A 24948-nucleotide genomic window follows, 5' to 3' on the forward strand; every position below is an offset into this window, starting at 1 on the left:
CCATGCCGATCGCCGCCAACAAGGCTGTCTCCATCGACTATACCCTGACCAACGACGCCGGGGAGGTCATTGACAGCTCCGCCGGCGGCGCGCCGCTGGTTTACCTGCACGGTGCTGGCAACATCATCCCAGGCCTGGAAAAAGCCCTGGAAGGCAAGAACGTCGGTGACGAACTGGAAGTTGCCGTCGAGCCAGAAGAGGCTTACGGCGAATACCTGGCCGAGCTGGTCAGCACCCTGAATCGCAGCATGTTCGAAGGCGTCGACGAGCTGGAAGTGGGCATGCAGTTCCACGCTTCCGCTCCGGACGGCCAGATGCAGATCGTCACCATCCGCGACCTGGACGGCGATGACGTCACTGTCGACGGCAACCACCCGCTGGCTGGCCAGCGCCTGAACTTCAAGGTCAAGGTTGTCGATGTGCGTGATGCCAGCGAAGAAGAAATCGCTCATCGCCACATCCACGGCGAAGGTGGCCATCACCACTGATTTTCTGCGCTAAGCTCAGAGAGTCGCCAGGCGCTCGGGCAAGCCGTACTTGCCCTCCATGGGAGGGTTGACGGTTTGCCCGCGCGCCTTTTTAGTGGGCGCAATTCGCCCCAGCGACAACCGGGAACCGAGAGGGGATTACATCATGAGTGCATTTCACGACCTGACGTTGAAGGCGTTGGACGGCAAGGACCTGCCCCTTGCACCGTTCAAGGGCCAGGTGGTGCTGGTGGTCAATGTCGCCTCCAAGTGTGGTCTGACGCCGCAGTACGCTTCGCTGGAGACGTTGCACCAGCAGTTCAAGGGCAAGGGCTTCAGTGTCTTGGGCCTGCCCTGTAACCAGTTCGCCGGCCAGGAGCCTGGCAGCGAGAAAGAGATTCAGGACTTCTGCAGCCTCAACTACGGCGTGAGCTTTCCTCTGAGTGGCAAGCTTGAGGTCAATGGCCCGCAGCGCCATTCGTTGTACCGCCTGCTGGCGGGCGAGGGGGCTGAGTACCCGGGGGATATCAGCTGGAATTTCGAGAAGTTCCTGGTGGGCAAGGACGGCCGCGTACTGGCCCGGTTTGCCCCGCGCACTGCACCGGATGATCCGACGGTGGTGCAGGCGATTGAAAAAGCCTTGGGCTAATCGCCCTGGGGGCGCCATCAGAGTGACTACTGGCTACAACAGCCATCACAGACACTTCGATAGCCCCCGATCACTCTAATCAATAGTGCTGTGCCGGCCATCTGGCGCCCCCTAAGCTCAGGTGAATTTTTCACCTACTGGGAGCGCCCGATGTCCACCAATTCGCTGTTCCAACCCTTTACCCTGGGCACCCTCGAGCTGCCGAACCGGGTGGTCATGGCCCCTATGACCCGCACCTTCAGCCCCGGCGGTGTGCCGCATGACGGCGTGGTCGAGTACTACCGTCGCCGCGCCGCTGCTGGGGTTGGCCTGATCATCACCGAAGGCACCACGGTCGCTCACAAGGCGGCCAACGGTTACCCCAACGTGCCGCGCTTTCATGGTGAGGATGCCCTGGCCGGCTGGAAGCGGGTGGTCGACGCCGTCCACGCTGAAGGCGGGCGCATTGTGCCGCAGCTATGGCACGTGGGCAGCGTGCGCCGCCTGGGCACTGAGCCAGATGCAGCGGTGCCAGGCTATGGGCCCAGCGGCAAGCGCAAGGACGACAAGGTCCTGGTCCATGAGATGAGTCACGCCGATATCCAGGAGGTGATCGCTGCGTTCGCCCAGGCTGCGCGGGATGCCCAGGCCATCGGCATGGATGGGGTCGAGATCCATGGCGCCCACGGCTACCTGATCGACCAGTTCTTCTGGCAAGCCAGCAACCAGCGTGATGATGAATATGGCGGTGATCTGGCCGCGCGTTCGCGCTTTGCCATTGAACTGATCCAGGCCGTGCGCGCGGCGGTAGGGCCGCACTTCCCGATCATCCTGCGATTCTCCCAGTGGAAGCAGCAGGACTACAGCGCCCGCCTGGTAGAAACGCCTGAGGCCCTGGCCGCCTTCCTCAAGCCCCTGGCCGACGCCGGTGTGGATATCTTCCATTGCTCGACCCGCCGCTTCTGGGAGCCTGAATTCCCAGGCTCGGCGCTGAACCTGGCCGGCTGGACCCGCAAGCTCACCGGCAAGCCCACCATCACCGTTGGCAGTGTTGGCCTGGATGGCGAGTTCCTGCAGTTCATGGTCGACACCGACAAGGTGGCCAAGCCCGCCAGCCTGGAAGGGCTACTGCGCCGCTTGGATGATCAGGAGTTCGACCTGGTGGCGGTAGGGCGCGCGCTGTTGGTCGACCCGCAGTGGGCACAGAAAGTCCGCGAGGGGCGTGAACAGGAGGTGCTGCCGTTCAGCCGCGAGGCGCTGTCGAGCCTGGTTTGATGGCCATGGCAGAGGCCGTGCCGATGTTGGCAGGCAGAGTGGGCTGACGAGAGGCGCTACTCAGATACCCCTCGAACTGCTCGACAATCGCCGGCCAGCCCTGGCGGCTAGCGTGCTGGCGGGCATTGAGGCGGACCCGGCGCAGGGTCTCGTTTTCTTCCAGCAGCCAGCAAGCGGCATCGATGAACGCTGCCTGGTCACCCGGCATGGCCAGCGCACCGCTATGGCCGTGGCGGATGTGCTGGGCGGCAGCGGCTTCGTCGTAGGCGACCACGGCCAAGCCTGAGGCCAGCGCTTCGAGGACCACATTGCCGAAAGTCTCGGTGAGGCTCGGGAATAGAAACAAGTCGCCGCTGGCATAGTGCTCGGCCAGCACCTCACCCCGTTGAGCCCCGCAAAACACCGCATCGGGCAACTGCTGCTCCAGGCTGGCGCGTTGTGGCCCGTCGCCAACCATGATCAAACGCAGGCGCCGCTGTGGATAAGTGCGCTGTAGCGCCTCCATGCACGGGCGCAACAGGGAGAGGTTTTTCTCTGCCGCCAGCCGCCCGACATGCAGCACGGCGACGTCGTCCGGCGCCAACCCCCACTGCTCGCGCAGCGCCTGACTGCGCCGGGCCGGATTGAACAGGCAGGCATCGACGCCGCGCGCCATTAGCGCCAGGCCCACGAACCCCCGCCGCTCCAGCTCCAGGCGCTGGCTGATGCTCGGCACCAGCGTGGTTGCCGTGCGCCGGTGGAACCAGCGCAGGTAGTGGGTCAGCAGCCGTGCCAGCAGACCCAACCCGTATTGCCCGGCATATTGCGCAAAGTTGGTGTGAAAGCCGCTGACCACGGCGATCCCCAGGCGCCGCGCGGCACGCAGGGCGCTTAGCCCGAGCGGCCCTTCGGTGGCGATGTACAACACGTCCGGCCGCTGCCGGCGCCAACGCCGCCACAGCTTGTGCACCGACACGCCGCCCCACTGCAGTCCCGGATAACCCGGCAGCGGCCAGCCCTTGCACAGCAGCAGGTTGTCGTCGTCCTGTGCAGCGGGGTCACCGGCCTGGCGTGGGCGGATGATCTCGACCTGATGCCCGCGTTGGCGCAGGCCGTCGCTCAGCCGGCCAAGGGTGTTGGCCACGCCGTTGATCTCGGGTGGAAAGGTTTCGCTGACCAGGGTGATGCGCAGGCTCGGTGTATTCATGACAAAAAGTTTCCGCGCGCGCCGTTGCGGTTAAGTGACGGCGTTGTGACGGGCAGATGACGGCTGATTTCCGGCTGTTTCGCTTGTATGAATATTTCCTGGCAGGGCACTCAAGAAGGTAGCCGATCCAGCCGATGCAGATGCATTCGAATGGCCGTTTGCGCTCCAGGAGTGCGGTAATGTTCAACAACAAACTCAAGCAAGAAATCCAGCAGTTGCGTGAAGAGCTGCTGTCCATGGAGCAGGTCAAAAGCAGCCTCGACAGCGAGATGCTGGTGCTTCAGCTCGACCCCCAGGGGCGCATTGAAACGGTCAACAGCAACTTTGAGCAGGAAATGCTCTATCGCGCCGAGCAACTGATCGGGCGCAACATCGAAGAAATCGTGCCCGCCCATGTGAAAAAGCTCGATTTCTACCAGCGCATGAGCAGTGCCATCACTCGTGGCGAGCATCTCAATGGTGCCTTCCGTCTGCTGCGCGGCAATGGCGAGGAGGCCTGGTTGCGCTCGATCTTGCAGCCGGTCAAAGGCCGCGACGGGCGGATCAAGTATTTCAGCCTGCACTCCAGCGACCTGACTCGTACCATCGAAACTTCCCGCGAACACGAAAGTTTGATCAAGGCGTTGATGCGCTCCACAGCGGTGATCGAGTTCAACCTCGACGGCCAGGTGCTGACCGCCAATGACCGCTTTCTACAGACCATGGGTTATCGCCTGGAGCAGGTGCGCGGCAAACACCACCGGCTGTTTTGCGAGCCGGAAGAAGCCAACTCGGCCGATTACCAGGCGTTCTGGGACAAGCTGCGCCGTGGCGAGTTCGTGGCTGACCGGTTCAAGCGTATCGATGCCCATGGCCGGGTGGTTTGGCTCGAAGCGTCCTATAACCCGATCATCGATGCCCACGACGTGCTGTACAAGGTGGTTAAGTTCGCCACGGTCATCACCGATCAGGTCAATCAGGAATTGGCGGTAGCGCAGGCCGCAGACATTGCCTACACCACCTCCGTGGGCACCGACGCCAGTGCGCGTAAGGCGACCGATGTGGTCACGCAGACGGTCAGCGTGATGCGCGGTCTGGAAGCCTCGATGCAGGAGGCCGCCGAGGGCATCCAGGCGCTGGACACCCAGTCACGGGTGATCGGTTCGATCATCAAGACCATCAGCGACATCGCCGGGCAGACCAACCTGCTGGCGCTTAACGCCGCCATCGAGGCCGCGCGTGCCGGCGAGCAGGGCAGGGGGTTTGCGGTGGTTGCCGACGAAGTACGGCAACTGGCCTCGCGTACCAGCACCGCTACCGAGGAGATCGCCCGGGTGGTGCAGCAGAACGAGCAGTTGGCCCAGGCCGCGGTGGATATCATCGACACCAGCAAGCGCCAGGCCGAGCAAGGCCTGAGCTTGGCCGGTGAGACCGGCGATGTGATCGTCGAGATTCAGGATGGGGCGAAGAAGGTGGTAGAAGTGGTAGGCCAGTTCTCCAGCCAACTGAGCCACTGATCCTGGTGCCGAGGGGCTGCGCAAGGCAGCCCCATGCTTTTCAGCTGCGCTCGCGCACCCAGAACAGGGTGGCCCCGGCCACCGCCGCGGGCATCATCACGATGTTGACGAACGGAATCAGCAACGCCAGGTAGGTAATCCCACCAAAGCCCATGCTCTGCCAGCGCTTTTGGCGCAGCCAGGCGAGCATGTCCTGCCAGCTCATCTTGTTGTTGTCGGCCGGGTAGTCGATGTACTGGATGGCCATCATCCACACGCCGAAGATCAGCCACAGCGGCGCGGCAATCACGTTCACCACCGGGATGAACGAGAGGATGAACAAGCCGAGCGCACGAGGTAGGAAATAACCCAGCTTGCGCATTTCCCGACCGAAGGTACGCGGCACCATGGCCATCAGCTCACCCCAGCTGAAGGCCGGGAAGGTGTCCTCACCACGCACCACCACCTCGACCTTCTCAGCGAGGAAACCGTTGAACGGCGCAGCGATGATGTTAGCCACCAAGGTGAAGGTGAAGAAAATCATCAACACCAGCAAGGCGACGAACAGCGGCCAGAGGATGTAGGTGAGAAAGCTCAGCCAGTTCGGCAAGGTCGGCATCAGCGTATCGACCCACAGGCTGAATTGATGTCCGGCGAAGTACACCAAGGCGCCGAACAGCAACAGGTTGATTGCCAGCGGCAGCAGCACGAACAGCCGCAGGTTAGGGCTCAGGACCAGTTTCAGGCCTTCGCGCAGGTACTGGGGGCCTGAAAGGACGGGGGCTTGCATCGAGACGCTCCGCAAAAGAGAAAACGCGCTGACCTTACCGAGTTTGCCGCCCCGACGAAAGGCGGGCAGGTGCCGAGAAACGGGCTGTAACAAAAGCAGGTGGATAATTTCTATCGGTTTTTCGCTTGGATAGAGCCTCTCTATAAGGTGGATTGTCGGAGGATATTTCCTTAATCTCTGCGACCTCGCTACAGTGCGCTCAACTTTCGGTTTTCGGACCTGCGCGTTGTAGCCTTCCCCAAGTGCTGCGTGGGTCCTTTTTATTCCAGCTGCCGCCGCCGGTACATCGATGCCGACCCCGTGCGGCCCGCTCGACAGGAGTTCGACATGTCTGAAGTACGTCATTCGCGCGTGATCATCCTCGGTTCCGGCCCTGCCGGTTACAGCGCCGCGGTGTATGCCGCACGCGCCAACCTCAAGCCGCTGCTGATCACTGGCATGCAGGCTGGCGGTCAGCTGACCACCACCACTGAAGTCGACAACTGGCCGGGCGACCCCCATGGCCTGACCGGCCCAGCCCTGATGCAGCGCATGCAGGAGCACGCCGAGCGTTTCGAGACCGAGATCGTGTTCGATCACATCAACGCCGTAGACCTCGCCAACAAGCCGTTCACCCTGCAAGGCGACAGCGGCACCTACACCTGTGACGCACTGATCGTCGCCACCGGTGCCAGCGCTCGCTACCTGGGCCTGCCGTCGGAAGAGACCTTCATGGGTAAGGGCGTTTCTGCCTGCGCTACCTGCGATGGCTTCTTCTATCGCAACAAGCCGGTCGCTGTGGTGGGTGGTGGTAACACCGCTGTCGAAGAAGCCCTGTACCTGGCCAACATCGCCAGCAAGGTCACTCTGGTGCACCGCCGCGAAACCTTCCGCGCCGAGAAGATCCTGGTCGACAAGCTCAACGCCCGTGTAGCCGAAGGCAAGATTGAGCTCAAGCTCAACGCCACCCTGGACGAAGTACTGGGCGACAACATGGGCGTTACCGGTGCGCGTCTGAAGAACAACGACGGCAGCAGCGACGAGATCAAGGTTGACGGCGTGTTCATCGCTATCGGCCACACCCCGAACACTTCGCTGTTCGAAGGCCAGCTGACCCTCAAGGACGGCTACCTGGTGGTCAATGGCGGCCGTGAAGGTAACGCTACCGCGACCAACGTTGAAGGTGTGTTCGCCGCGGGCGACGTGGCTGACCACGTTTATCGCCAGGCGATTACTTCGGCCGGCGCTGGCTGCATGGCGGCACTGGATGTCGAGCGTTACCTGGACGGGCTGGCTAACGCTTCGTTCTGAGGCATCTGATGCATAACGCTGGGCTGGTCAGCCAAAGCAATTGGCGGTCGGCCTGGCGCTATCGCGGGGCAAGCCCGCTCCCACGTGGTCATGTATACGCGTGGGAGCGGGCTTGCCCCGCGATGTATTTCACAGGCTTGGGCGCATCGACAGGTCTATGAGTTTGGCTTGCCCATAACCATAGAAATCTCCCACGTGGTCATGTTTGCGCGTGGGAGCGGGCTTGCCCCGCGATGTATTTCACAGGCTTGGGCGCATCGACAGGTCTATGAGTTTGGCTTGCCCATAACCATAGAAATCTTCCACGTGGTCATGTTTGCGCGTGGGAGCGGGCTTGCCCCGCGATGTATTTCACAGGCTTGGGCGCATCGACAGGTCTATGAGTTTGGCTTGCCCATAACCATAGAAATCTCCCACATGGTCATGTATACGCGTGGGAGCGGGCTTGCCCCGCGATGTATTTCACAGGCTTGGGCGCATCGACAGGTCTATGAGTTTGGCTTGCCCATAACCATAGAAATCTCCCGCGTGGTCATGTATACGCGTGGGAGCGGGCTTGCCCCGCGATGTATTTCACAGGCTAAGGCGCATCGACAGGTCCACCGCCTTTACATCTTTGGTCATCGCGCCAATCGAGATGTAGTCCACACCCGTCTCGGCAATCACCCGCAGGGTGTTCTCGTTGACCCCGCCGCTGGCCTCCAGCTTGGCCTTGCCGGCATTGATGCGTACGGCTTCACGCATTTCATCCAGGCTCAGCTCATCGAGCATGACGATGTCGGCACCGGCCGCCAGCGCCTGACGCAGTTCATCCAGGCTTTCCACCTCGATCTCCACCGGCTTGCCTGGGGCGATGCGCTGCGCCGCCGCCACGGCCTCGGCCACCCCACCACTGGCGGCGATATGGTTTTCCTTGATCAGGAAGGCGTCGTACAAGCCGATGCGGTGGTTATCGCAACCGCCGCAGGTCACCGCGTACTTCTGGGCCAGACGCAGGCCAGGCAGGGTCTTGCGGGTATCGAGCAGGCGCACCTTAGTACCCTCGACCAAGCCCGCCAAGAAACGCGCCCGTGTCGCCACACCCGAAAGCATCTGCAAAAAATTCAACGCCGAACGTTCACCGCTGAGCAGCGAGCGCGCCGGGCCTTCGAGGTGGAACAAGGGCTGATTGGCCTTGGCCTGCTCGCCATCGGCTACCTGCCAATGCACCGCCACCCGCGGATCGAGCTGACGGAACACCGCATCGACCCACGCGGTGCCGGCGATCGTGCAGTCCTCGCGGGTGATGATGGTCGCCTTGGCCAGGCGCTCCGCTGGGATCAGCTGGGCGGTAATGTCGCCACTGCCGATGTCTTCGAGCAGTGCGCGACGCACGTTGGCTTCGATTTCGGCAGTCAGGTCGGCAAGGCGTAGGTTCGGCATGGTCGGCTCCACAAGCTAGATGCCGGCGATTATAGGGCAGGGGGCTGGTGTGTACAGCCGTCCGCAGTCTGACCTTTGGTCAGGGCGGCTGAGCAATCTGGGCAAATCGCGGTCATTTACCGAGCTGAGGCGAGAGCGCGCTGGTAGCTGTAAGATTTTTTGTCGATAATAGCGCCCAGTATTTGGCGTCATGACTTTGACGATTTTCCTGCAAGGAGTACGGGATGCATAAAGAAGGCAAGGTGGTGCCCCTGGCGGCGGCCATCGACAAAGGCGTGCGTGCGCCCTTGCCCTGTCTTCCGATCCTGTTACTCCAGGTGCGCGACAAGGCCGCGCTGCACCTGCGCCAGGGCCTGCAGGCGTTGTTCGACAATGCTGACGATACGCTGTTCGAAATGGCCGACAAGGCCGTCGAACGTTGCGATCAGAACCTTTATTTCGAAGCCATGCGCGATCTACGCCTCAAGCGCAAGAGCATCGAACGCGCATTCCTCGACAGCTTCTATCAAGCATTTGCCCAGATGGGCCAACCCGACCCCTTGCCCTATCTTGGCGTTAGCGACTTCATGCGCAATACGCTGCAGCTGGAGCGCGCTGCGGCTATTCAGACCATGCTCGACCGGGTGTTGTCGCGCGAGGGCTTTGCCCTCGGTCAGCTGGGCCTGCGCTTTCAGGCGTTACTTGATCAGGCACTGGATGAGCCGCGTAATCCGTTGGGGCCTGAAGCCTTGTGTGGGTACTTTCTCGACGCCGGGCGCAGCCTGGGAGTAGGCCCCAAGGTCAAACTGATCTTGCTCAAACTGTTCGAGCGCTACGTGCTGCGCGACCTTGACCTGTTGTATGGCGAGGCCAATCAGTTGCTCGCCGCTGGCGGTATCTTGCCGGAGCTCAAGGCTGCGCCGCGCCGCCGCGCAGAAGACCGACGCCTGGCTGACCGACGTGTCCCAGATTGTCTGGCAGCTGGCGCCGAAACTGATGCCGATAGCGCAGGCCAAGCCTACTTCGCCTCGCTGCAAGCGCTCTTAGCGCCAGTGCGAGGCCGCGTCGCACCGCGCTTGCAAAGCCTGGCTGCCGCCCAGCCAATCAGTACCGCCGACCTGTTGCGCCTGCTGTCGCACCTGCAAAATTACGTGCCGGCCCCCGGTGAGCCGGATGATTTCCATCTGGGCCAGCAGCTTGAGCAGTTGCTGCTGCGAGTCAGCGTACGCAGCGGCAGCCGTCGGCGCATCTCCAGCGCCGATGAAGACTTGATCAATCTGGTCGGTCTGCTGTTCGACTTCATCCAGGCCGATGCCAATCTGCCGGCCAATTTACGCGCCCTGATTGGCCGCCTGCACATACCGCTGCTCAAGGTGGCGTTGCTCGACAAAGGCCTGTTCAGCCGCGCCAATCACCCGGCCCGGCGCCTGCTCAATGAAATCGCCGCCGCCGCGATTGGTTGGGAAGCTGACCACCAAGGTCCACGAGACAGTTTGCAGTTGCGGGTCGAACGGATCGTCCAGCGCCTGCTCAACGACTTCAACGAGGATCCACAGCTGTTTGCCGAGCTGCTCGAGGATTTCCTCGCGTTCAATCAGGATGAGCGGCGCCGTAACGAACTGCTCGAGCAACGCACCCGCGATGCTGAAGAAGGCCGTGCCCGTACCTTGCAGGCCCGTCAGCAGGTGCAGCAGGCACTGAATTTGCGCCTGCACGGCCGCGTGCTGCCGAAGGTGGTGGTGCAGATGCTGGTGCAGTCCTGGAGCCAGGTTTTGCTGTTGGCCTGGCTCAAGCAGGGCGAAGCGGGTAGCGCTTGGTACGACGGGCTGCAGACCATGGATGACTTGCTCGCCAGCATTGCCCCGCACCACGGCGAGCAGGCCTGCCAGCGATTGCTCCAGCAGGTGCCGGGGCTGCTCAAGGCGCTGCGCGAGGGCTTGGCCAGCGTGGCCCTGGACTCAGCGGCGGCGCGGGAGTTTTTCCTGCAACTGGAACAATTGCACCTGCACGCCTGTAGCGGATCGCAGGAGGCTCAAGCAGCGGCACCCGATCATGTACTCGTGGCGGATGAAATTGTCTTGGCGATTGCCGACGAGTCGGCCTGTGCTGGGGTGCTGCAACCTGAGCAGCCAGACGCAGAGCACCAACTGGTTGAGCGTCTTCGCGTTGGCAGCTGGGTCGAAGTGCTCGATGACGATGAGCCACTGCGCTGCAAGCTGGTCGCCAGGATCGCCAGCAGTGATCGCCTGGTATTTGCCAATCGCACCGGCATGAAAGTGCGCGAATGGAACAGCAGCAGCCTGGCCCAGGCGCTGCGCCGGGGCGAGGTGCGCTTGATCGATGATGGCCTGCTGTTCGAGCGCGCGCTGGACGCGGTGCTCAGCCATCTGCGCAGCCAGCAGGCGCGCTGAAGGTGTGGCCGCAGCACAATCATTTACATGCAAGCGCGATTGTCAGGGGGCATACTGGGTGCTCTATCCCTGGTGATCTACAGGATCTGCCCAATGCAATTGGACCGTGCGACAGGCTGGTTTTCCGGCGTTACCCACTGCCCCTCGCCCAACTTCAATAGCCGCCCTGAGGGCGAGGCGATCTCCCTGCTGGTTATCCACAACATCAGCCTGCCGCCTGCCTGTTTCGGCACCGGCAAGGTCCAGCAATTTTTCCAGAACCAGCTAGACCCTGCCGAGCACCCCTACTTTCAAGACATCTGCCATCTCACGGTATCGGCGCATCTGTTCGTCGAGCGCGATGGCGCGGTGACTCAGTTCGTGTCGCTGCTCGACCGTGCCTGGCATGCCGGGGTATCGCGCTTCGAGGGCCGTGAAGGGTGTAACGATTTCTCGATCGGCATCGAACTGGAAGGGACCGACGAGTTGCCTTACACCGATGCCCAGTACGCCACCCTGGCCCAGCTCACCCAGGCGATTCGCGGGGCCTGGCCGGTCATCGGGCCAGCCCGTATCCGTGGCCACGACGATATCGCCCCGGGGCGCAAAACCGACCCCGGCCCAGCCTTTGACTGGCACCGCTATCGCGCCGATCTGCAGGACAACGAGGTAAATTCATGAGTTTTCTGGTGTTGGTGCTGGTGCTGTGGGTCGAGAAGTTCTCTGCCCTGCGCCAGCGATTGCAGCGTGATGGTTTCTTCCTCGCTGAGCTGGCGCGCCTGGAGCGCAGCGGCAAAGTGCACCCTTGGTGGAGCCTGGCGATCCTGGTGTTGGCGCCGGTAGCGTTGCTGGTGTTGCTGTTGTATGTGCTAGAGCCGGTGGCCTATGGCCTGCTGGCGCTGCCGGTACACCTGTTGGTGCTGATCTACAGCCTCGGCCGCGGCGATGCCAAGGCCGCGCTCGGGCCGTTTCGCGACGCCTGGCGGCGTGGCGATGACCAGGCCGCGTTGCATGTAGCCGAACGCGACCTGGGGCTGGCGGCGGATGATCCGCAAAGCCTGCTGATCCGGGTTCAGGGCTATCTGCTGTGGCAGGCCTACCAGAGCTTCTTCGCCGTGATCTTCTGGTACTTCCTGCTCGGCCCAGGCGCGGCGCTGGCCTACCGGTTGCTGGTGCTCTGCGCCGAACATAGCGGTCAAGCAGCGCTCAAGGCCAAGGCCGAACAGCTGCGCCACGTCATGGACTGGTTGCCAGTGCGGGTCTTGGCTTTGAGCTTCGCCCTGGTGGGTAACTTCGTGGCGGTAATGCGGGTGATGCTGCATGAATTGCTCAACTGGCGGATCAGCGCCGGCCACCTGATCGCTCGGGTTGGCCGGGTGGCGGATGACATTCCAGAGCAAGAAGACAGTCAGCGTGGGCTGGCGCGCCTGGATAGCCTGTGGGAGCTGCTGCTGCGCTCGGCGGTGCTGTGGTATGCGGGTTTTGCCCTGTGGACGGTCTTGGTCTGATCAGGCCCGGTGATGCTCGCTAGCGTGGCAGCGGGCGTGCCCCGCGATGGCGAAGGTAAGGCCAACAGCTTAGCTGGCGCTTAACCATAAGTTACAAACCTTGGATTGGATCTGCGCTATTAATGGCCACGTGCCACACCGCAGAACAACAATAATCCAAGGAGGTGACCTGTGCAGCGCTTGCTCTATCCGGCCATCGCACTCATGAATCGGCTGAGCTTCGGCCTGAAGTTCAGCCTGATCAGCGTCCTGTTCTTCCTGCCCATGCTGGTCACCAGTTTCTATCTGGTGCGCGACGCCTACCGCCAATACCACGCCACCCACGTAGAACTGCAAGGCCTGGGCCCGCTGGCCGGTAGCCTGGTGCTGCGAGCCGATCTGGAAACCCTTGGCAACCTTCTGCAAATCAACGCTGTGCTTGGCCAGTCGGGGCAGGCCGGCGATGTCGAGCAACGCATTAACGCACTGGAGGACAAGCTCGCGGCCCAGTTGCAGGCCTTGCAGTCCAGTGATCCGCTGTTGGAAGACAAGCGTGCGGAGTTGAGTGAGGCGTTTACCCGTGCGCGCGATGAATCTTCGTTGCAGAACAAGGTGGCGTTGTTCGACAAGCTGTTGGGCCAAGCCCAGGTCCTGGCCAAGTTGCTGGCTGCCCAGGCGGGCCTGAGCCAGGACAGCCAGGCCTCGGTGCGCCAGTTGACCGAAGTGCTTGGCACCGCGACGGCCCAGGTCACGCAAACCCTGGGTGAGGGGCGGGCGATGGGCGCCGTTGCGTTAGGTCGAGGGTTCATCGACTCGGCAGGCAGTGCGCGTTTTGAAGACTTGCTGCAACGCCTGGAGCGGCTGGGCGCTGACTATGCCATCCGCCTGGACGATGCCCTGGCCAGTGATTCCCAGGCCAAGGCCATGCTCAGTGCAACTGCCCAGGCGAGTCAGGCGACCGTCAAGCAGGCGGCGACGCTGTTCGAAGACCAGGTGGTGGTGGCCGAAACCCTGGATGCGCCGTGGCCGGCGTTCTATCAGCAGGTCAGCGAGCTGATGGGCCAGACCTATCGCCTCAATGATGCGGTGCTGGCCCAGCTACGGGTGCAATTGCAAGAGCGCCTGGCCGAACACCGCCTGCGCATGATCGCCCTGATCGCCGCCCTGGCCACGGTGTTCGCATTGATCATCTACCTCTACAGCGGCTTTTACGTATCCACCCGTCAGACCCTGCGCGGGTTGGGCGCGGCCATGGATAAAGTCGCCGCCGGCGACATGACCGTGAGCTACCAGGCGCGCAGCCGCGATGAGCTGGGCGAGCTGGGCAGTGCCTTCAATGAGACCGTGCGCAGGATTCGCGAGCTGATTGGCCAGGTCGGCCATACCGTCACTACAGTCGAGGCGCAGGCCGGGCAGGTACTGGCGGTGTCGGTGCGCAGCAACCAGGCGGTGAGTGGCCAGCGCGAGCAGATCGAGCAGGTTGCCACGGCCATGAATCAAATGAGCGCCACCGCCCTGGAAGTCGCCCGCAGCGCGGCGTTGGCTGCCGAGGGAGCACAAAAGGTCAACCGTGAAAGCGCCACCGGCCGTGGCCTGGTCGAGCACCAACAAGACAGCATCGCCCGTCTGGCCGGGGAGATCGACCAAAGCGTGGTGACGGTCAATCAGCTGGCCGGCGACAGCCAGGCGATTGGCGGCGTGCTGGCTGTGATTCGCAGCATTGCCGAGCAGACCAACCTGCTGGCGCTCAACGCTGCAATCGAGGCGGCGCGGGCGGGTGAGCAGGGCAGGGGTTTTGCGGTGGTGGCCGATGAAGTGCGCACCTTGGCCAAGCGCACCCAAGACTCAACCGAAGAAATCGCCCAGATGATCCAGCGCTTGCAGGAGGGTGTCGGTGCGGCGGTCAAGGCCATGGGCAGCAGCCATCAGATGGCCGCCGGCACGGTCGACGAAGCCCGCCAAGTGCAGCAGGCATTGGGCAATATCCTCGCCGCGGTGGGCGGGATCGTCGAGCAGAACCAGCAAATCGCGGCGGCGGTCGAGCAGCAGACTGCCGTGGCGCATGACATCGACCAGAACATCGTGGCGATCAACCGCGCAGCCCAGGACACCACGCAAGGCGCTTGTCAGACCGAGGATGCCAGCCGGGCGTTGTCCGGGCAGGTGACCGAACTCAAGCGCTTGATCGGCGCCTTCAGGGTTTGACCGGCAGGCCTCCTCGCCGCTGCAACGTGGGCCTGCCCCGCGAGGAGGCCAGTACTACCAACCAAACAACTCGCAGGCATTGCGGCTACTGACCTCAGCCAAGCGCTCAGGCTCAACCCCCATCAGCCCCGCCAGCACTTGGGCAATCTGGGGCAGATGCTCCGGGCTGTTGCGCTGCCCGGCAAACATCGCGGGCGCCATATCCGGCGAATCGGTTTCCAGTACCACGCTCTCCAGCGGCAAGCGCGCCACTGTTTTACGCAGGCGCAATGCCTGCGGCCAGGTAGCGGCGCCGCCAAGCCCCAGCTTGAAGCCAAGCTTGATGTACTCGCGCGCCTCTTCATAGCTACCCGCAAACGCATGGATGATCCCGGCCCGCGCTGGCTTGTAACGTTTGAGGGTAGCGATCACCTGCGCGTGGCTGCGGCGCACATGCAGCAGCGAGGGCAGTGCGAAGTCGCAGGCCATTTGCAGCTGGGCCTCGAACAGCGCTTGCTGGCGCGCCTGGTCCAGTTCAGGCAGGTAGTAATCCAGGCCGAACTCGCCAACAGCGCACAACCGCGGATCACCGCGCAGGCGTTCGAGCCAATCGCGCAGTTGCTTCAGGTGCTCTGGCCGATGCTGCTCCAGGTACACCGGATGCAGGCCGAGCGCGGCAACCACGCGGGAATCGGCACAGGCCAGATCCCAAACGCGTTGCAGATTGTCCTGATACACCCCCAGCACCACCATGCGCTCGACCCCTCGGGCCTGGGCACTGTCCAGCAGTTGCTGGCGGTCGTCGTCGAAGTCGGCGAAGTCCAGGTGGGTGTGGGTGTCGATCAGGCGCATGTTCAGGCCGGTTGGATACGTTGCTTGAAGGTACGCGCCACCGCGTGTACGCCGGGTTCGTAGCGTTTTTCTTCGATCGCGGCCAGGGCCAGTTCCAGGGCCGTGGCGGCGATCAGGCCATGTTGCTGGGCCATGGCGTTGACCGGCAGCGGCAGGAAGTCCAGCAACTGGTTGTCGCCAAAGGTGCCCAACTGCAGCTGACGCGAGTCGGCCGGGCGCGCTTGCAAGGTGTCGAACACCCCTTGCAGGAGCACGTACGAGGTGGTTACCAGGGCATCCGGCAGACCGCCCAGGTCACTGATCAGCTGCTGCATCAGGCGCTGGCCACAGTCACGGCTGAACGCCTCGCCCTGGTAGCGCCGCACGTCGCCATCGAACTGCTCCAGCGCCTGGTCGAAGCCGCCCGCGCGCGCCTGGCTGACCGACAGTTCAGGGCGAGCACCGATCAGGGCGATGCTGCGTGGGCGGGTGGCCAGCAGGCTGTGCGCCAACTGCTGGCTGGCATCACGGTCGTCGCTGATCACCGAGCAGAAATGCGCTGGGTCCAGGCGCCGGTCGATGGCGATCACGGGCAGGCCTTTGTCTTGCAGTTCGCGATAGCTGTCATCTTCCGGCGGCAGGCAGCTGGCGACGAACAGCGCATCACAACGCCGGGCGCGGAACAGCTGCTGCAACTGCCGCTCGCTGTCGGGTTGGTCATCGCTGCTGGCAATCAACAGTTGATAGCCACGGGCGCGCGCGCCTTGTTCGAGCTGTTTGGCGATGCGGGCGTAGCTGGGGTTCTCCAGATCCGGGAGAATGAAGCCCAGGGTGCGTGTGTGCCGGCTGCGCAGGCCAGCGGCCTGGGGGTTGGGCGTGAAGCCATGGGCCTCGACCACCGCACGCACACGCTCGACCGTGCTGTTGCTGATGCGCTGCTGTTCGGCCTTGCCATTGATGACGTAGCTGGCGGTGGTCACTGACACACCGGCCAGACGGGCGATATCGCTGAGTTTCACCGAATTTTCCTTGTTATTACCGGGACTGGCTGTGGAGCTTGACCGGATAGTTTCCCCCATGGCCAGGCTCGCGCGCAGACGACCATTGTCGCAATTGTCCGACAGGATGGGGCTTTTTAGTCGGCAGATTATCGAGTAACGTGGCCACATGGTCAGATTAATCGTTTCAGCAGGCAATTTGACTGCCGTGGTTACCGCCTGCGCCTGACCCGTGAACCGGTTGATAACGTGAATCTCACAACAATACCTCAGTACCCATTGCGGGGCTGCAAAAGGAGAAGGTCATGCTCGAGCTCGCCAAAGAGCAGATAGCCATGGGCCAGTCGGCTGCCGACAAGGGCGAGGCGCTGCGCCTGCTGGCCCGTTGTCTGGTCGAGGATGGCTTGGTCGCCGAGGGATACCTTGAGGGCTTGCAGGCGCGCGAGGCGCAAGGCTCGACCTTCCTCGGCCAGGGCATCGCCATCCCCCATGGCACGCCGCAGACCCGCGACCAGGTGTTCGCCACGGGTGTGCGCCTGATGCAGTTTCCCGAGGGCGTCGACTGGGGCGATGGGCAGATGGTCTACCTGGCCATTGCCATCGCCGCGCGTTCCGATGAACACCTGCGCCTGCTTCAGTTGCTGACCCGCGCACTGGGCGAAACCGACCTCGCCGAAGCGTTGCGCCGGGCCAGCTCCGCCGAAGCCCTGCTCAAGTTGTTGCAGGGTGCGCCGCAGGAGCTGGCGCTGGATGCGCAACTGGTCGGGCTGAACCTGCCCGCCGAAGATTTCGATGAGCTGGCCTGGCGCGGCGCACGCCTGTTGCAACGCGCCGGTTGCGTCGATAGCGGCTTTGCCGCCGTGCTGCAGCAGGCCGAGCCGCTGCCGTTGGGCGAAGGTCTGTGGTGGTTGCACAGCGAGCGTCAGGTGCGTCAGCCCGGCCTGGCCTTCATTACCCCGCAGCAGCCACTGCGCTATCGCGAGCAACCGCTCAATGGTCTGTTCTGCCTGGCCAGCCTTGGCGCGGCCCATCAGGCATTGCTTGAGCGGTTGTGCGAGGTGTTGATCGAAGGCCGCGGGCAAACGCTGTACCAGGCCACCAGCAGCAGAGCGGTGCTTGAAGTGCTCGGCGGCGAGGCGCCAGTGGACTGGCCCAGCGCCCGCATCGTGCTGGCCAACCCGCATGGTTTGCACGCGCGCCCGGCCAAGGTGCTGGCGCAGATGGCCAAGGGTTTTGACGGTGAAGTACGCATCCGCCTGCTCGACAACCCCCAGCCAGCGGTATCGGTCAAGAGCCTGAGCAAGTTGCTCGGCCTGGGTGCGCGGCGCGGGCAGACGCTGGAACTGATCGCCGAGCCGAGCATTGCCGCTGATGCCTTGCCGGCACTGCTGGGGGCCATCGAGCAAGGCTTGGGCGAAGAGGTCGAGCCGTTGCCGGAAATTGCCCAGCCAGCCGCTGCGGTAAACCAACGAGCCCTGGTCGCGCCGCAGCCGGGCAGCCTGGTTCAGGGTGTGGCAGCGGCACCTGGGATCGCCTGCGGCCCGGCTCATGTCTGCGTCGAGCGCGAAATCGACTACCCGTTGCGCGGTGAGTCGCCGGCGCAGGAGCGCAGCAAACTGCGCCAGGCGCTGGAGGCGGTCAACGCGGATTTGCACACCCTGGTGCAGCGAAGCGACAAGGCCATCGGCGAGATCTTCGTTACCCATCAGGAAATGCTCGCTGACCCCGCCTTGAGCGATGACGTCGATCAGCGGCTGGCCCAGGGCGAAAGCGCGGCAGCAGCCTGGATGGCGGTGATCGAGGCCGCTGCACGGCAGCAGGAGGCCTTGCACGATGCTTTGCTCGCCGAGCGCGCGGCCGATCTGCGCGACATTGGCCGACGGGTGCTGGCGCAATTGTGTGGCGTGCAACAAACCGCAGAGCCTGAGCAGCCCTACGTATTGGTCATGGCCGAGGTCGGCCCGTCCGACGTTGCCCGCCTTGACCCGGCCCGGGTCGCAGGGATCGTCACCGCCCACGGTGGCGCTACCGCCCACAGCGCCATCGTTGCGCGGGCGTTGGGTATCCCGGCGGTGGTTGGTGCTGGTGCGGCGATTCTCTTGCTCGAAGCCGGTACGCCACTGCTGCTCGATGGCCAGCGTGGCCGGGTCACTGTCGCGCCGCCCGCCGCTGAGCTACAACGCGCCTTGGCCGAACGCGATCTGCGCGAGCAACGTCTGCAGGCTGCCTGGGCCAATCGCCATGAACCGGCGATCACCCATGATGGCCATGCCATCGAAGTGTTTGCCAACATCGGTGAAAGCACCGGCATCGACAAAGTGGTCGAACAGGGCGCCGAAGGTATCGGCCTGCTGCGCACCGAATTGATCTTCATGGCGCACTCCCAGGCACCCGATGTCGCGACCCAGGAGGCTGAGTACCGACGCGTGCTCGATGGCCTGGGTGGGCGCCCCTTGGTGGTGCGTACCCTCGATGTGGGCGGCGACAAACCCCTGCCGTACTGGCCGATCGCGGCCGAGGAGAACCCCTTCCTCGGTGTGCGCGGGGTACGTTTGACCCTGCAGCGGCCGCAGGTGATGGAAGACCAGCTGCGCGCGCTGCTGCGCTCGGCCGAGGGTCGGCCGCTGCGGATCATGTTCCCGATGGTTGGGCAGATCCATGAATGGCGCGAGGCCAAGGCGATGGTCGAGCGCTTGCTGGAGGAGATCCCGGTCAGAGACCTGCAACTGGGGATCATGGTCGAGGTGCCGTCGGCGGCATTGTTGGCGCCCCAGCTGGCGCGCGAGGTGGATTTCTTCAGCATCGGCACCAACGACCTGACCCAGTACACCTTGGCCATCGACCGCGGTCATCCAAGCCTCTCGGCCCAGGCCGATGGCCTGCACCCGGCGGTGCTGCGGTTGATCGACATGACCGTGCGCGCTGCCCATGCCGAGGGCAAGTGGGTGGGCGTGTGTGGCGAGTTGGCCGCTGACCCGCAGGCGGTGGCGCTGTTGCTCGGCCTAGAGGTCGATGAGCTGAGCGTGGCCAGTCGCAGCGTCGCCGAAGTCAAGGCACTGGTGCGCCAGGCCGATTACCAGACGGCCCGCGCCTTGGCGTGCGAGGCCCTGCAACAAGACAGCGCCGCCGCCGTGCGGGCGCTGGTGGAGCGTTACTGATGGCCAAGATCCTCACCCTGACCCTCAACCCCGCGCTGGATATCACCGTCAGTCTCGACAGCCTGTGCCCAGGGCATGTCAATCGCAGCCAGGCCCAGCACAGCCACGCCGCCGGCAAGGGCCTGAACGTGGCCCAGGTACTGGCTGACCTGGGCCACACGGTTACCGTCGGCGGCTTTCTCGGACGGGACAACCTGCAGCCGTTCGAAGCGCTGATCGACTGGCGTGGTTTTGCCGACTGCTTCGTGCGGGTAGCGGGCGAGACGCGCAGCAACATCAAACTGGTCGAGGCCGATGGTCGGGTGACCGATATCAATGGCCAGGGGCCGCAGGTCGACGAGGCGTCGCGCACGGCCCTGTTGCGGCGGCTGGAACAGGTCGCGGCCGGCCATGATGCAGTGGTGGTAGCCGGCAGCCTGCCGCGCGGCATCGACCCGCAGTGGCTGCACGAGTTGCTGGTGCTGCTTAAAGCGCAAGGTTTGAAAGTGGCCCTGGACACCAGCGGCGAAGCCCTGCGTGTTGGCCTTCAGGCCGGCCCTTGGCTGGTCAAGCCCAACACCGAAGAGCTGGGCGAAGTGCTCGGCGTTGCCGTGCACACCCAAGCCGAACAGCGGGCCGCCGCCGAGCGGCTGCTGGCCAGTGGTATCGAGTATGTAGTGGTATCCCAGGGCGAGCAGGGCGTGAGCTGGTTCAGCCATGGCCTGGCCCTGCACGCCCAACCGCCCAAGGTGCGCGTGGCCAGTACGGTTGGCGCGGGTGACTCGCTGGTAGCTGGCATGGTGCATGGTTTACTGCAGGCAGAGGCCCCCGCCCTGACCCTGCGCCGCGCCACCGCCATCGCCGCCCAGGCGGTGACCCAGGTCGGCTTCGGTATTGCTGATCGCGAGCAATTGGCGCGCCTTGAAGCCGCCGTGCAACTGACAGAACAACAAGAGGGTTGCCGATGAACATCGCCATTGTCACCGCCTGCCCAAACGGCCAGGTGTCCAGCGTGCTCAGCGCACGCCTGCTGGCGGCTGCTGCCCAGCGTCGGGGTTGGAGCACTAGCGTCGAGGTCCAAGATGACGAGCACCCTGAGCGCAGCCTGAGCGCGGCGCAGATTGCCGAGGCCGACTGGGTGCTGGTGATCAGCACGGGGCCGGTCGACTTGTCGCGTTTTGTCGGCAAACGTCTGTACCAGAGCACACCCGCCCAGGCCCTGGCTGACCGAGAAAGTTTTCTTGATGAGGCTGCGGCCCAGGCTCAAGTACAGGCGCAGACATCGCCCGTGCCAGTCGCGGCGTCAGCGTCCATTGGCGTGCCGCGTATCGTCGCGGTTACCGCCTGTCCGACCGGGGTCGCGCATACCTTCATGGCTGCCGAGGCGTTGCATAAGGCCGCACAGCAACTGGGCTACCAGATCACTGTAGAAACCCAGGGCTCGGTTGGTGCGCGCAATCCACTGCCAGCAGCGGCGATTGCCGAGGCAGACGTAGTGTTGCTGGCCGCAGATATCGAAGTGCCGACGGCCCGCTTTGCTGGCAAGCGGATCTATCGCTGCGGCACAGGGATTGCCCTCAAGCAGGCGCAAGCGACGCTCGACAAGGCCTTGCTCGAAGGCAAGGTCGAGAGTACCGCCGATGCTGCCAGCGAGGCGTCGAAAAAAACCGAGAAGGCCGGCGTCTACAAGCACCTGCTGACCGGTGTGTCATTCATGTTGCCGATGGTGGTGGCGGGCGGTTTGTTGATCGCGCTGTCTTACGTGTGGGGGATCAACGCCCACGAAGTGCCCGGCACCCTGCCCGCAGCACTGATGCAGATCGGTGGCGAAGCGGCCTTCAAATTGATGGTGCCGCTGCTGGCCGGCTATATCGCCTGGTCTATCGCTGACCGCCCAGGCCTGGCCCCCGGGATGATCGGCGGCATGCTCGCGACCCTGCTCGGCGCTGGCTTCATCGGCGGCATCGTCGCCGGTTTCCTGGCCGGCTACAGCGCCAAGGCGATCAGCCGTTGGGTACGCCTGCCCAGCAGCCTGGATGCGCTCAAGCCGATCTTGATCATCCCGCTGTTGGCCAGCCTGTTCACAGGCCTGGTGATGATCTACGTGGTCGGCCAGCCGGTGGCCGCCATGCTCGCTGCCCTGACCCAGTTCCTCGACACCATGGGTACGACCAACGCGATTTTGCTCGGGCTACTGCTCGGCGGGATGATGTGCGTGGACTTGGGCGGGCCGATCAACAAGGCCGCGTATGCCTTCTCGGTCGGCTTGCTGTCGACCCACAGCTACGCGCCGATGGCGGCGACCATGGCCGCTGGCATGGTGCCGCCGATTGGCTTGGGCCTGGCCAGCTTGATCGCCCGCAGCAAGTTCGCCCAGAGTGAGCGCGAGGCGGGCAAGGCGGCGTTGGCGCTGGGGCTGTGCTTCATTTCCGAAGGGGCGATTCCGTTTGCCGCCAAAGACCCGCTGCGGGTGATTCCGGCAAGTATTGCCGGCGGTGCGCTGACCGGGGCGTTGTCGATGTATTTCGGCTGCAAGCTGATGGCCCCGCATGGTGGGCTGTTTGTGTTGTTGATCCCCAATGCGATCAACCACGCGCTGTTGTACCTGCTGGCGATTGTCGCTGGCAGCGTACTGACTGCGGTGGTGTATGCGCTGATCAAGCGCAGTGAGCAGGTTGAATTGGCTGTGGCGCCGGTCAAGGGCTGAATGTGCTGGCGCCATCGCGGGGCAAGCCCGCTCCCACAGATACCGCGCTGCTCTTGCGGCTGGCGGTGACTCGTGGGAGCGGGCTTGCCCCGCGATGGCGTCAGTACAGGCGCAGGTTAGCGTCCTTGCTTGCGCCGCAACGGCACCAGCAACTCACCCAGGCCGTTATGATCGATCTCATGCATCAGCGCCAATAGCGAGCCCAATTCCCCTGGCGGAAAACCCTTGCGCGCAAACCAGCCCAGGTAGTCGCCGGGCAGGTCGGCGAGCAGTCGGCCCTGGTACTTGCCAAAGGGCATGGTCCGGGTGACCAGCAGTTGCAGCGATTCAGGTTTCATCGTCACGCCCGTCGATAACAAAGCGCCGACCATACTGCAATCTGCACGAGCGCCCAAGCGCCGATCATGCAGAAAGCCGATTGCATGCCTTCCTATCTACTTTATAAGGTACTGATTTTATTAGATTTATTTAAAAATTTAGGCTTGGCACGAAGGCTGCTCTGTATCTAGGGACTTCCATCTGCCAAGGAGTTTGAGTCATGAGCAATCCAAACAAAGACGTGATCGACGTTCTTAACGACCTGATCGAATACAGCAAGGATGGCGAGAAGGGCTTCAAGACCTCCGCTGAAGACGTCAAGAACCCCGAGCTGAAGTCATTCTTCGTCCAGCGCGCCAGTGAGTGCGCCAGCGCTGCCGCCGAACTGCAGAGCGAAGTGCGTCGCCTGGGTGGCGATCCGGAAACCTCGGCCAGCATCAGCGGTGATCTGCACCGTGGCTGGGTCAACCTCAAGTCGCTGGTGACCGGTAAGGATGAGGAAGCGGTGCTCAATGAGGTGGAGCGCGGCGAAGACCATGCGCTCAAAGCCTACAAGGAAGCCCGTGAGAAGCTGGTCAAGCATGGCCGCAGCGTCAGCGATCCCACCTATAGCCTGGTGGAGAAACAGCTGCAGGGTGTGCAGCGTAACCACGACCAGGTAAAGGCACTGCGTAACGCCGCGCGCGCTCGCTCTTAATCGAGCGGCCCTGCTACCCGGTTACGGCCACCGGCCTTGGCTCGGTACAGGGCTTCGTCCGCCGCACCCAGCAGCCTTGCCAGGTCTTGCTGGGTGCCGGGGATGTACAGGCCGATGCCGATACTGACGGTTATTGGCAGGCTATCCTCGCCAAATAGCGGCAGCGCTTGAACGTCGGCGCGAATCCGCTCGGCCAGCATCAGTGCGCCGGCCAGCTCGGTCTCCGGCAGCACCACCTGAAATTCCTCTCCCCCATAGCGCGCTGCCAGGTCTGCCGGGCGGCGGATAGCGTGTTCGATGGTCTTGGCCACTTCGCGCAAGGCATGATCGCCACCGGCATGGCCGTGACGCTGGTTGAACGCCTTGAAGTGATCGATATCGACCATCAGGATCGCCAGTGGCCGGCGGTTACGCTGCGCCCGTGCCCATTCCAGACGCAACACCTGATCCAGACGGCGGCGGTTGGCCAAGCCGGTGAGGCTGTCGGTCGCGGCCAGGGTGGCCAGGCTTCGCTCGGCATCATGCCGGCGACGGAGCTCGCGGCCCAGCAGCAGGGTCAGCCAGAGAATGCCTATGCACAGCACGCCGGTGGCCACGCTGACCACGATTGCCGTGCGCCGCCACGATTCGAAGACTTCATCGGAGGCGTGCGCGACCAGCACGATCAGTGGCAGGTCGGCAACCCTGGCGAAGGTGTACATGCGTTGCTTGTCAGACAAGGCTGACCTGGCGCTGAAGCTACCGCTGCGCTCATTGAGAATACGTTGGAAGTTGGCCCGCTTGCTGTAATCGGCGCCGATCATAGGATCTTGCGGCCGGGATGGCTGGCGAGCCAATAACTGCCCCTGGGTGTTGAACAGGTTGATGCTGCTGTCCTTGCCAATGTCCAGACGTTGGAACAGCTCGTTGAAGTAGGACAGGCGCAACGCGCCTGCAGCCAGTCCGAGAAATTCACCCTGCGGGCCATTGATCCGGCGACTGAAGCTGATACACCAGTCCAGGTCGCCCAGCTTCGCCTTGAAAGGCGGGCCGACCAGCAGGCCCAAATTGGCGTCGTTCAAATGCGCCTTGAACACCCCGGTATCGGCGAAATTGGCCTTGCGTGGCAGCATGCTGGTGGAGTCACCGACCACATTGCCTTGGGCGTCGAGCCACAGTACATCGCCGCGGCGACGATCGACGAAGGCTTCATTGAACAGCAGGCGTTGACGTAGTTGGCCGGGGACTTGTGGCAGTTCCTTGCGCCCGACTGCCCAGATCAGCCCTTGTAGCGACTGATCGTAGAGCTCGACATTGCGCAGGATATCGCTCTCGATCAGCTGGACGATGTTGCTCGATGCGCGAATCGCCGATTGCTCGACGCTGTCTCGCTCGCGCGCCAGCAGATAGCTGACGATGGCCACAATGGCGAGCACGGCGAGGCAACTGCCCAGATTGAGGATCAGTTCGGGGTGGGTCTTGTACAGGGCGGCGCGCGGTGATCGGGTGGGTAACGTCATACTCGCAACTGCATAAGCCCCTCACGTCCTTGAGGGTAGGGCCATTAAGCGGCGGCGGTAGTTTAGGCAAGTGGATATTGTCGGACAAGATTTTATCTGGCTGTCCGACGGAATGAGGGGCAACTTCTCTTCGTCGCGGGAAAGCCCACGCCCACGCGCCCCCCTGAATGGCTGGCGTGAGAGCGGGC

The 24948-nt window shown here is 63.3% G+C and carries 19 protein-coding genes and 3 pseudogenes; 15 read left to right on the forward strand and 7 right to left on the reverse strand.

The window, feature by feature from the left end; genetic code table 11:
- Positions 1–2 precede the first annotated feature (2 nt).
- From OIU19_RS09205 to OIU19_RS09215, 3 genes are all read left to right on the forward strand, one after another.
- Positions 3–488 (forward strand): peptidylprolyl isomerase, encoded by a 486-nt coding sequence (locus tag OIU19_RS09205; protein WP_186554154.1) that lies wholly within the window; start codon positions 3–5, stop codon positions 486–488.
- A 145-nt stretch (positions 489–633) separates the two neighbouring features.
- On the forward strand, positions 634–1116 hold the full coding sequence (locus tag OIU19_RS09210) for a glutathione peroxidase (protein WP_264234756.1): 483 nt from the start codon (positions 634–636) through the stop codon (positions 1114–1116).
- 150 nt (positions 1117–1266) lie between these two features.
- Positions 1267–2370, forward strand: coding sequence for an NADH:flavin oxidoreductase (locus OIU19_RS09215; RefSeq protein ID WP_264234757.1), 1104 nt, complete (start codon positions 1267–1269; stop codon positions 2368–2370).
- Here OIU19_RS09215 and OIU19_RS09220 read toward each other — a convergent pair.
- Positions 2339–3556 (reverse strand): glycosyltransferase family 1 protein, encoded by a 1218-nt coding sequence (locus tag OIU19_RS09220; RefSeq protein WP_264234758.1) that lies wholly within the window; start codon positions 3554–3556, stop codon positions 2339–2341. The genes OIU19_RS09215 and OIU19_RS09220 overlap by 32 nt on opposite strands.
- Positions 3557–3825: 269 nt before the next feature.
- On the opposite strand from OIU19_RS09220, the pseudogene OIU19_RS09225 reads away from it, so the two are divergent.
- Together OIU19_RS09225 and OIU19_RS09230 are read left to right on the forward strand one after the other, a co-directional pair.
- Positions 3826–4458 (forward strand): annotated as a pseudogene (locus OIU19_RS09225) (PAS domain-containing protein); the annotation flags it as partial.
- A gap of 177 nt (positions 4459–4635) precedes the next feature.
- Positions 4636–5052 (forward strand): annotated as a pseudogene (locus OIU19_RS09230) (methyl-accepting chemotaxis protein); the annotation flags it as partial.
- Positions 5053–5092: 40 nt separating this feature from the next.
- Here the strand turns inward: OIU19_RS09230 and cysZ are convergent.
- Positions 5093–5821: a sulfate transporter CysZ gene (cysZ, locus tag OIU19_RS09235; protein ID WP_264234760.1), complete on the reverse strand. Its 729-nt coding sequence runs from the start codon at positions 5819–5821 to the stop codon at positions 5093–5095.
- Between the two features lie 327 nt (positions 5822–6148).
- Between cysZ and trxB the strand changes: the two genes are divergently transcribed.
- Complete coding sequence (gene trxB, locus OIU19_RS09240; RefSeq protein ID WP_033701267.1) at positions 6149–7111, forward strand: thioredoxin-disulfide reductase; 963 nt, start codon at positions 6149–6151, stop codon at positions 7109–7111.
- Positions 7112–7684: 573 nt separating this feature from the next.
- Here trxB and nadC read toward each other — a convergent pair.
- On the reverse strand, positions 7685–8533 hold the full coding sequence (gene nadC / locus OIU19_RS09245; protein WP_264234761.1) for a carboxylating nicotinate-nucleotide diphosphorylase: 849 nt from the start codon (positions 8531–8533) through the stop codon (positions 7685–7687).
- Positions 8534–8757: 224 nt separating this feature from the next.
- On the opposite strand from nadC, the gene OIU19_RS09250 reads away from it, so the two are divergent.
- From OIU19_RS09250 to OIU19_RS09270, 5 genes and pseudogenes are all read left to right on the forward strand, one after another.
- On the forward strand, positions 8758–10923 hold the full coding sequence (locus OIU19_RS09250; RefSeq protein WP_264234762.1) for a DUF1631 domain-containing protein: 2166 nt from the start codon (positions 8758–8760) through the stop codon (positions 10921–10923).
- Between the two features lie 93 nt (positions 10924–11016).
- Complete coding sequence (ampD, locus tag OIU19_RS09255) at positions 11017–11583, forward strand: 1,6-anhydro-N-acetylmuramyl-L-alanine amidase AmpD (protein WP_264234763.1); 567 nt, start codon at positions 11017–11019, stop codon at positions 11581–11583.
- The gene (gene ampE / locus OIU19_RS09260) at positions 11580–12410 is read left to right on the forward strand and encodes a regulatory signaling modulator protein AmpE (RefSeq protein WP_264234764.1); all 831 of its coding nucleotides are present in this window, start codon (positions 11580–11582) and stop codon (positions 12408–12410) included. The genes ampD and ampE overlap by 4 nt, the downstream gene beginning before the upstream one ends.
- 1122 nt (positions 12411–13532) lie before the next feature.
- Positions 13533–13739: pseudogene (locus tag OIU19_RS09265) on the forward strand (HAMP domain-containing protein); the annotation flags it as partial.
- Between the two features lie 150 nt (positions 13740–13889).
- The gene (locus OIU19_RS09270; protein WP_372353302.1) at positions 13890–14594 is read left to right on the forward strand and encodes a methyl-accepting chemotaxis protein; all 705 of its coding nucleotides are present in this window, start codon (positions 13890–13892) and stop codon (positions 14592–14594) included.
- A 54-nt stretch (positions 14595–14648) separates the two neighbouring features.
- On the opposite strand, the gene OIU19_RS09275 is transcribed toward OIU19_RS09270, so the two are convergent.
- Both OIU19_RS09275 and cra read right to left on the reverse strand, forming a co-directional pair.
- Positions 14649–15425, reverse strand: coding sequence for a TatD family hydrolase (locus OIU19_RS09275; protein WP_264234766.1), 777 nt, complete (start codon positions 15423–15425; stop codon positions 14649–14651).
- 2 nt (positions 15426–15427) lie between these two features.
- Positions 15428–16423, reverse strand: coding sequence for a catabolite repressor/activator (cra, locus tag OIU19_RS09280; RefSeq protein WP_264234767.1), 996 nt, complete (start codon positions 16421–16423; stop codon positions 15428–15430).
- A gap of 284 nt (positions 16424–16707) precedes the next feature.
- On the opposite strand from cra, the gene ptsP reads away from it, so the two are divergent.
- The 3 genes from ptsP to OIU19_RS09295 are packed head-to-tail and all read left to right on the forward strand — an operon-like array spanning position 16708 to position 22246.
- Positions 16708–19560, forward strand: a complete 2853-nt coding sequence (gene ptsP, locus OIU19_RS09285) for a phosphoenolpyruvate--protein phosphotransferase (RefSeq protein WP_264234768.1) — start codon at positions 16708–16710, stop codon at positions 19558–19560.
- Positions 19560–20507, forward strand: a complete 948-nt coding sequence (gene pfkB / locus OIU19_RS09290) for a 1-phosphofructokinase (protein ID WP_264234769.1) — start codon at positions 19560–19562, stop codon at positions 20505–20507. Before ptsP ends, pfkB begins: the two co-directional genes overlap by 1 nt.
- Positions 20504–22246: a PTS fructose-like transporter subunit IIB gene (locus OIU19_RS09295; RefSeq protein WP_264234770.1), complete on the forward strand. Its 1743-nt coding sequence runs from the start codon at positions 20504–20506 to the stop codon at positions 22244–22246. Before pfkB ends, OIU19_RS09295 begins: the two co-directional genes overlap by 4 nt.
- 116 nt (positions 22247–22362) lie before the next feature.
- On the opposite strand, the gene OIU19_RS09300 is transcribed toward OIU19_RS09295, so the two are convergent.
- The gene (locus tag OIU19_RS09300) at positions 22363–22584 is read right to left on the reverse strand and encodes a DUF3820 family protein (protein ID WP_264234771.1); all 222 of its coding nucleotides are present in this window, start codon (positions 22582–22584) and stop codon (positions 22363–22365) included.
- A gap of 200 nt (positions 22585–22784) precedes the next feature.
- Here OIU19_RS09300 and OIU19_RS09305 point away from each other — a divergent pair, with 200 nt between their 5' ends.
- The gene (locus OIU19_RS09305) at positions 22785–23261 is read left to right on the forward strand and encodes a PA2169 family four-helix-bundle protein (protein WP_264234772.1); all 477 of its coding nucleotides are present in this window, start codon (positions 22785–22787) and stop codon (positions 23259–23261) included.
- Here the strand turns inward: OIU19_RS09305 and OIU19_RS09310 are convergent.
- The gene (locus OIU19_RS09310) at positions 23258–24760 is read right to left on the reverse strand and encodes a sensor domain-containing diguanylate cyclase (protein ID WP_264234773.1); all 1503 of its coding nucleotides are present in this window, start codon (positions 24758–24760) and stop codon (positions 23258–23260) included. The genes OIU19_RS09305 and OIU19_RS09310 overlap by 4 nt on opposite strands.
- Positions 24761–24948 lie beyond the last annotated feature (188 nt).

The sequence above is a fragment of the Pseudomonas sp. BT-42-2 genome (assembly GCF_025847435.2).
GTDB classification, from domain to species: domain Bacteria; phylum Pseudomonadota; class Gammaproteobacteria; order Pseudomonadales; family Pseudomonadaceae; genus Aquipseudomonas; species Aquipseudomonas urmiensis.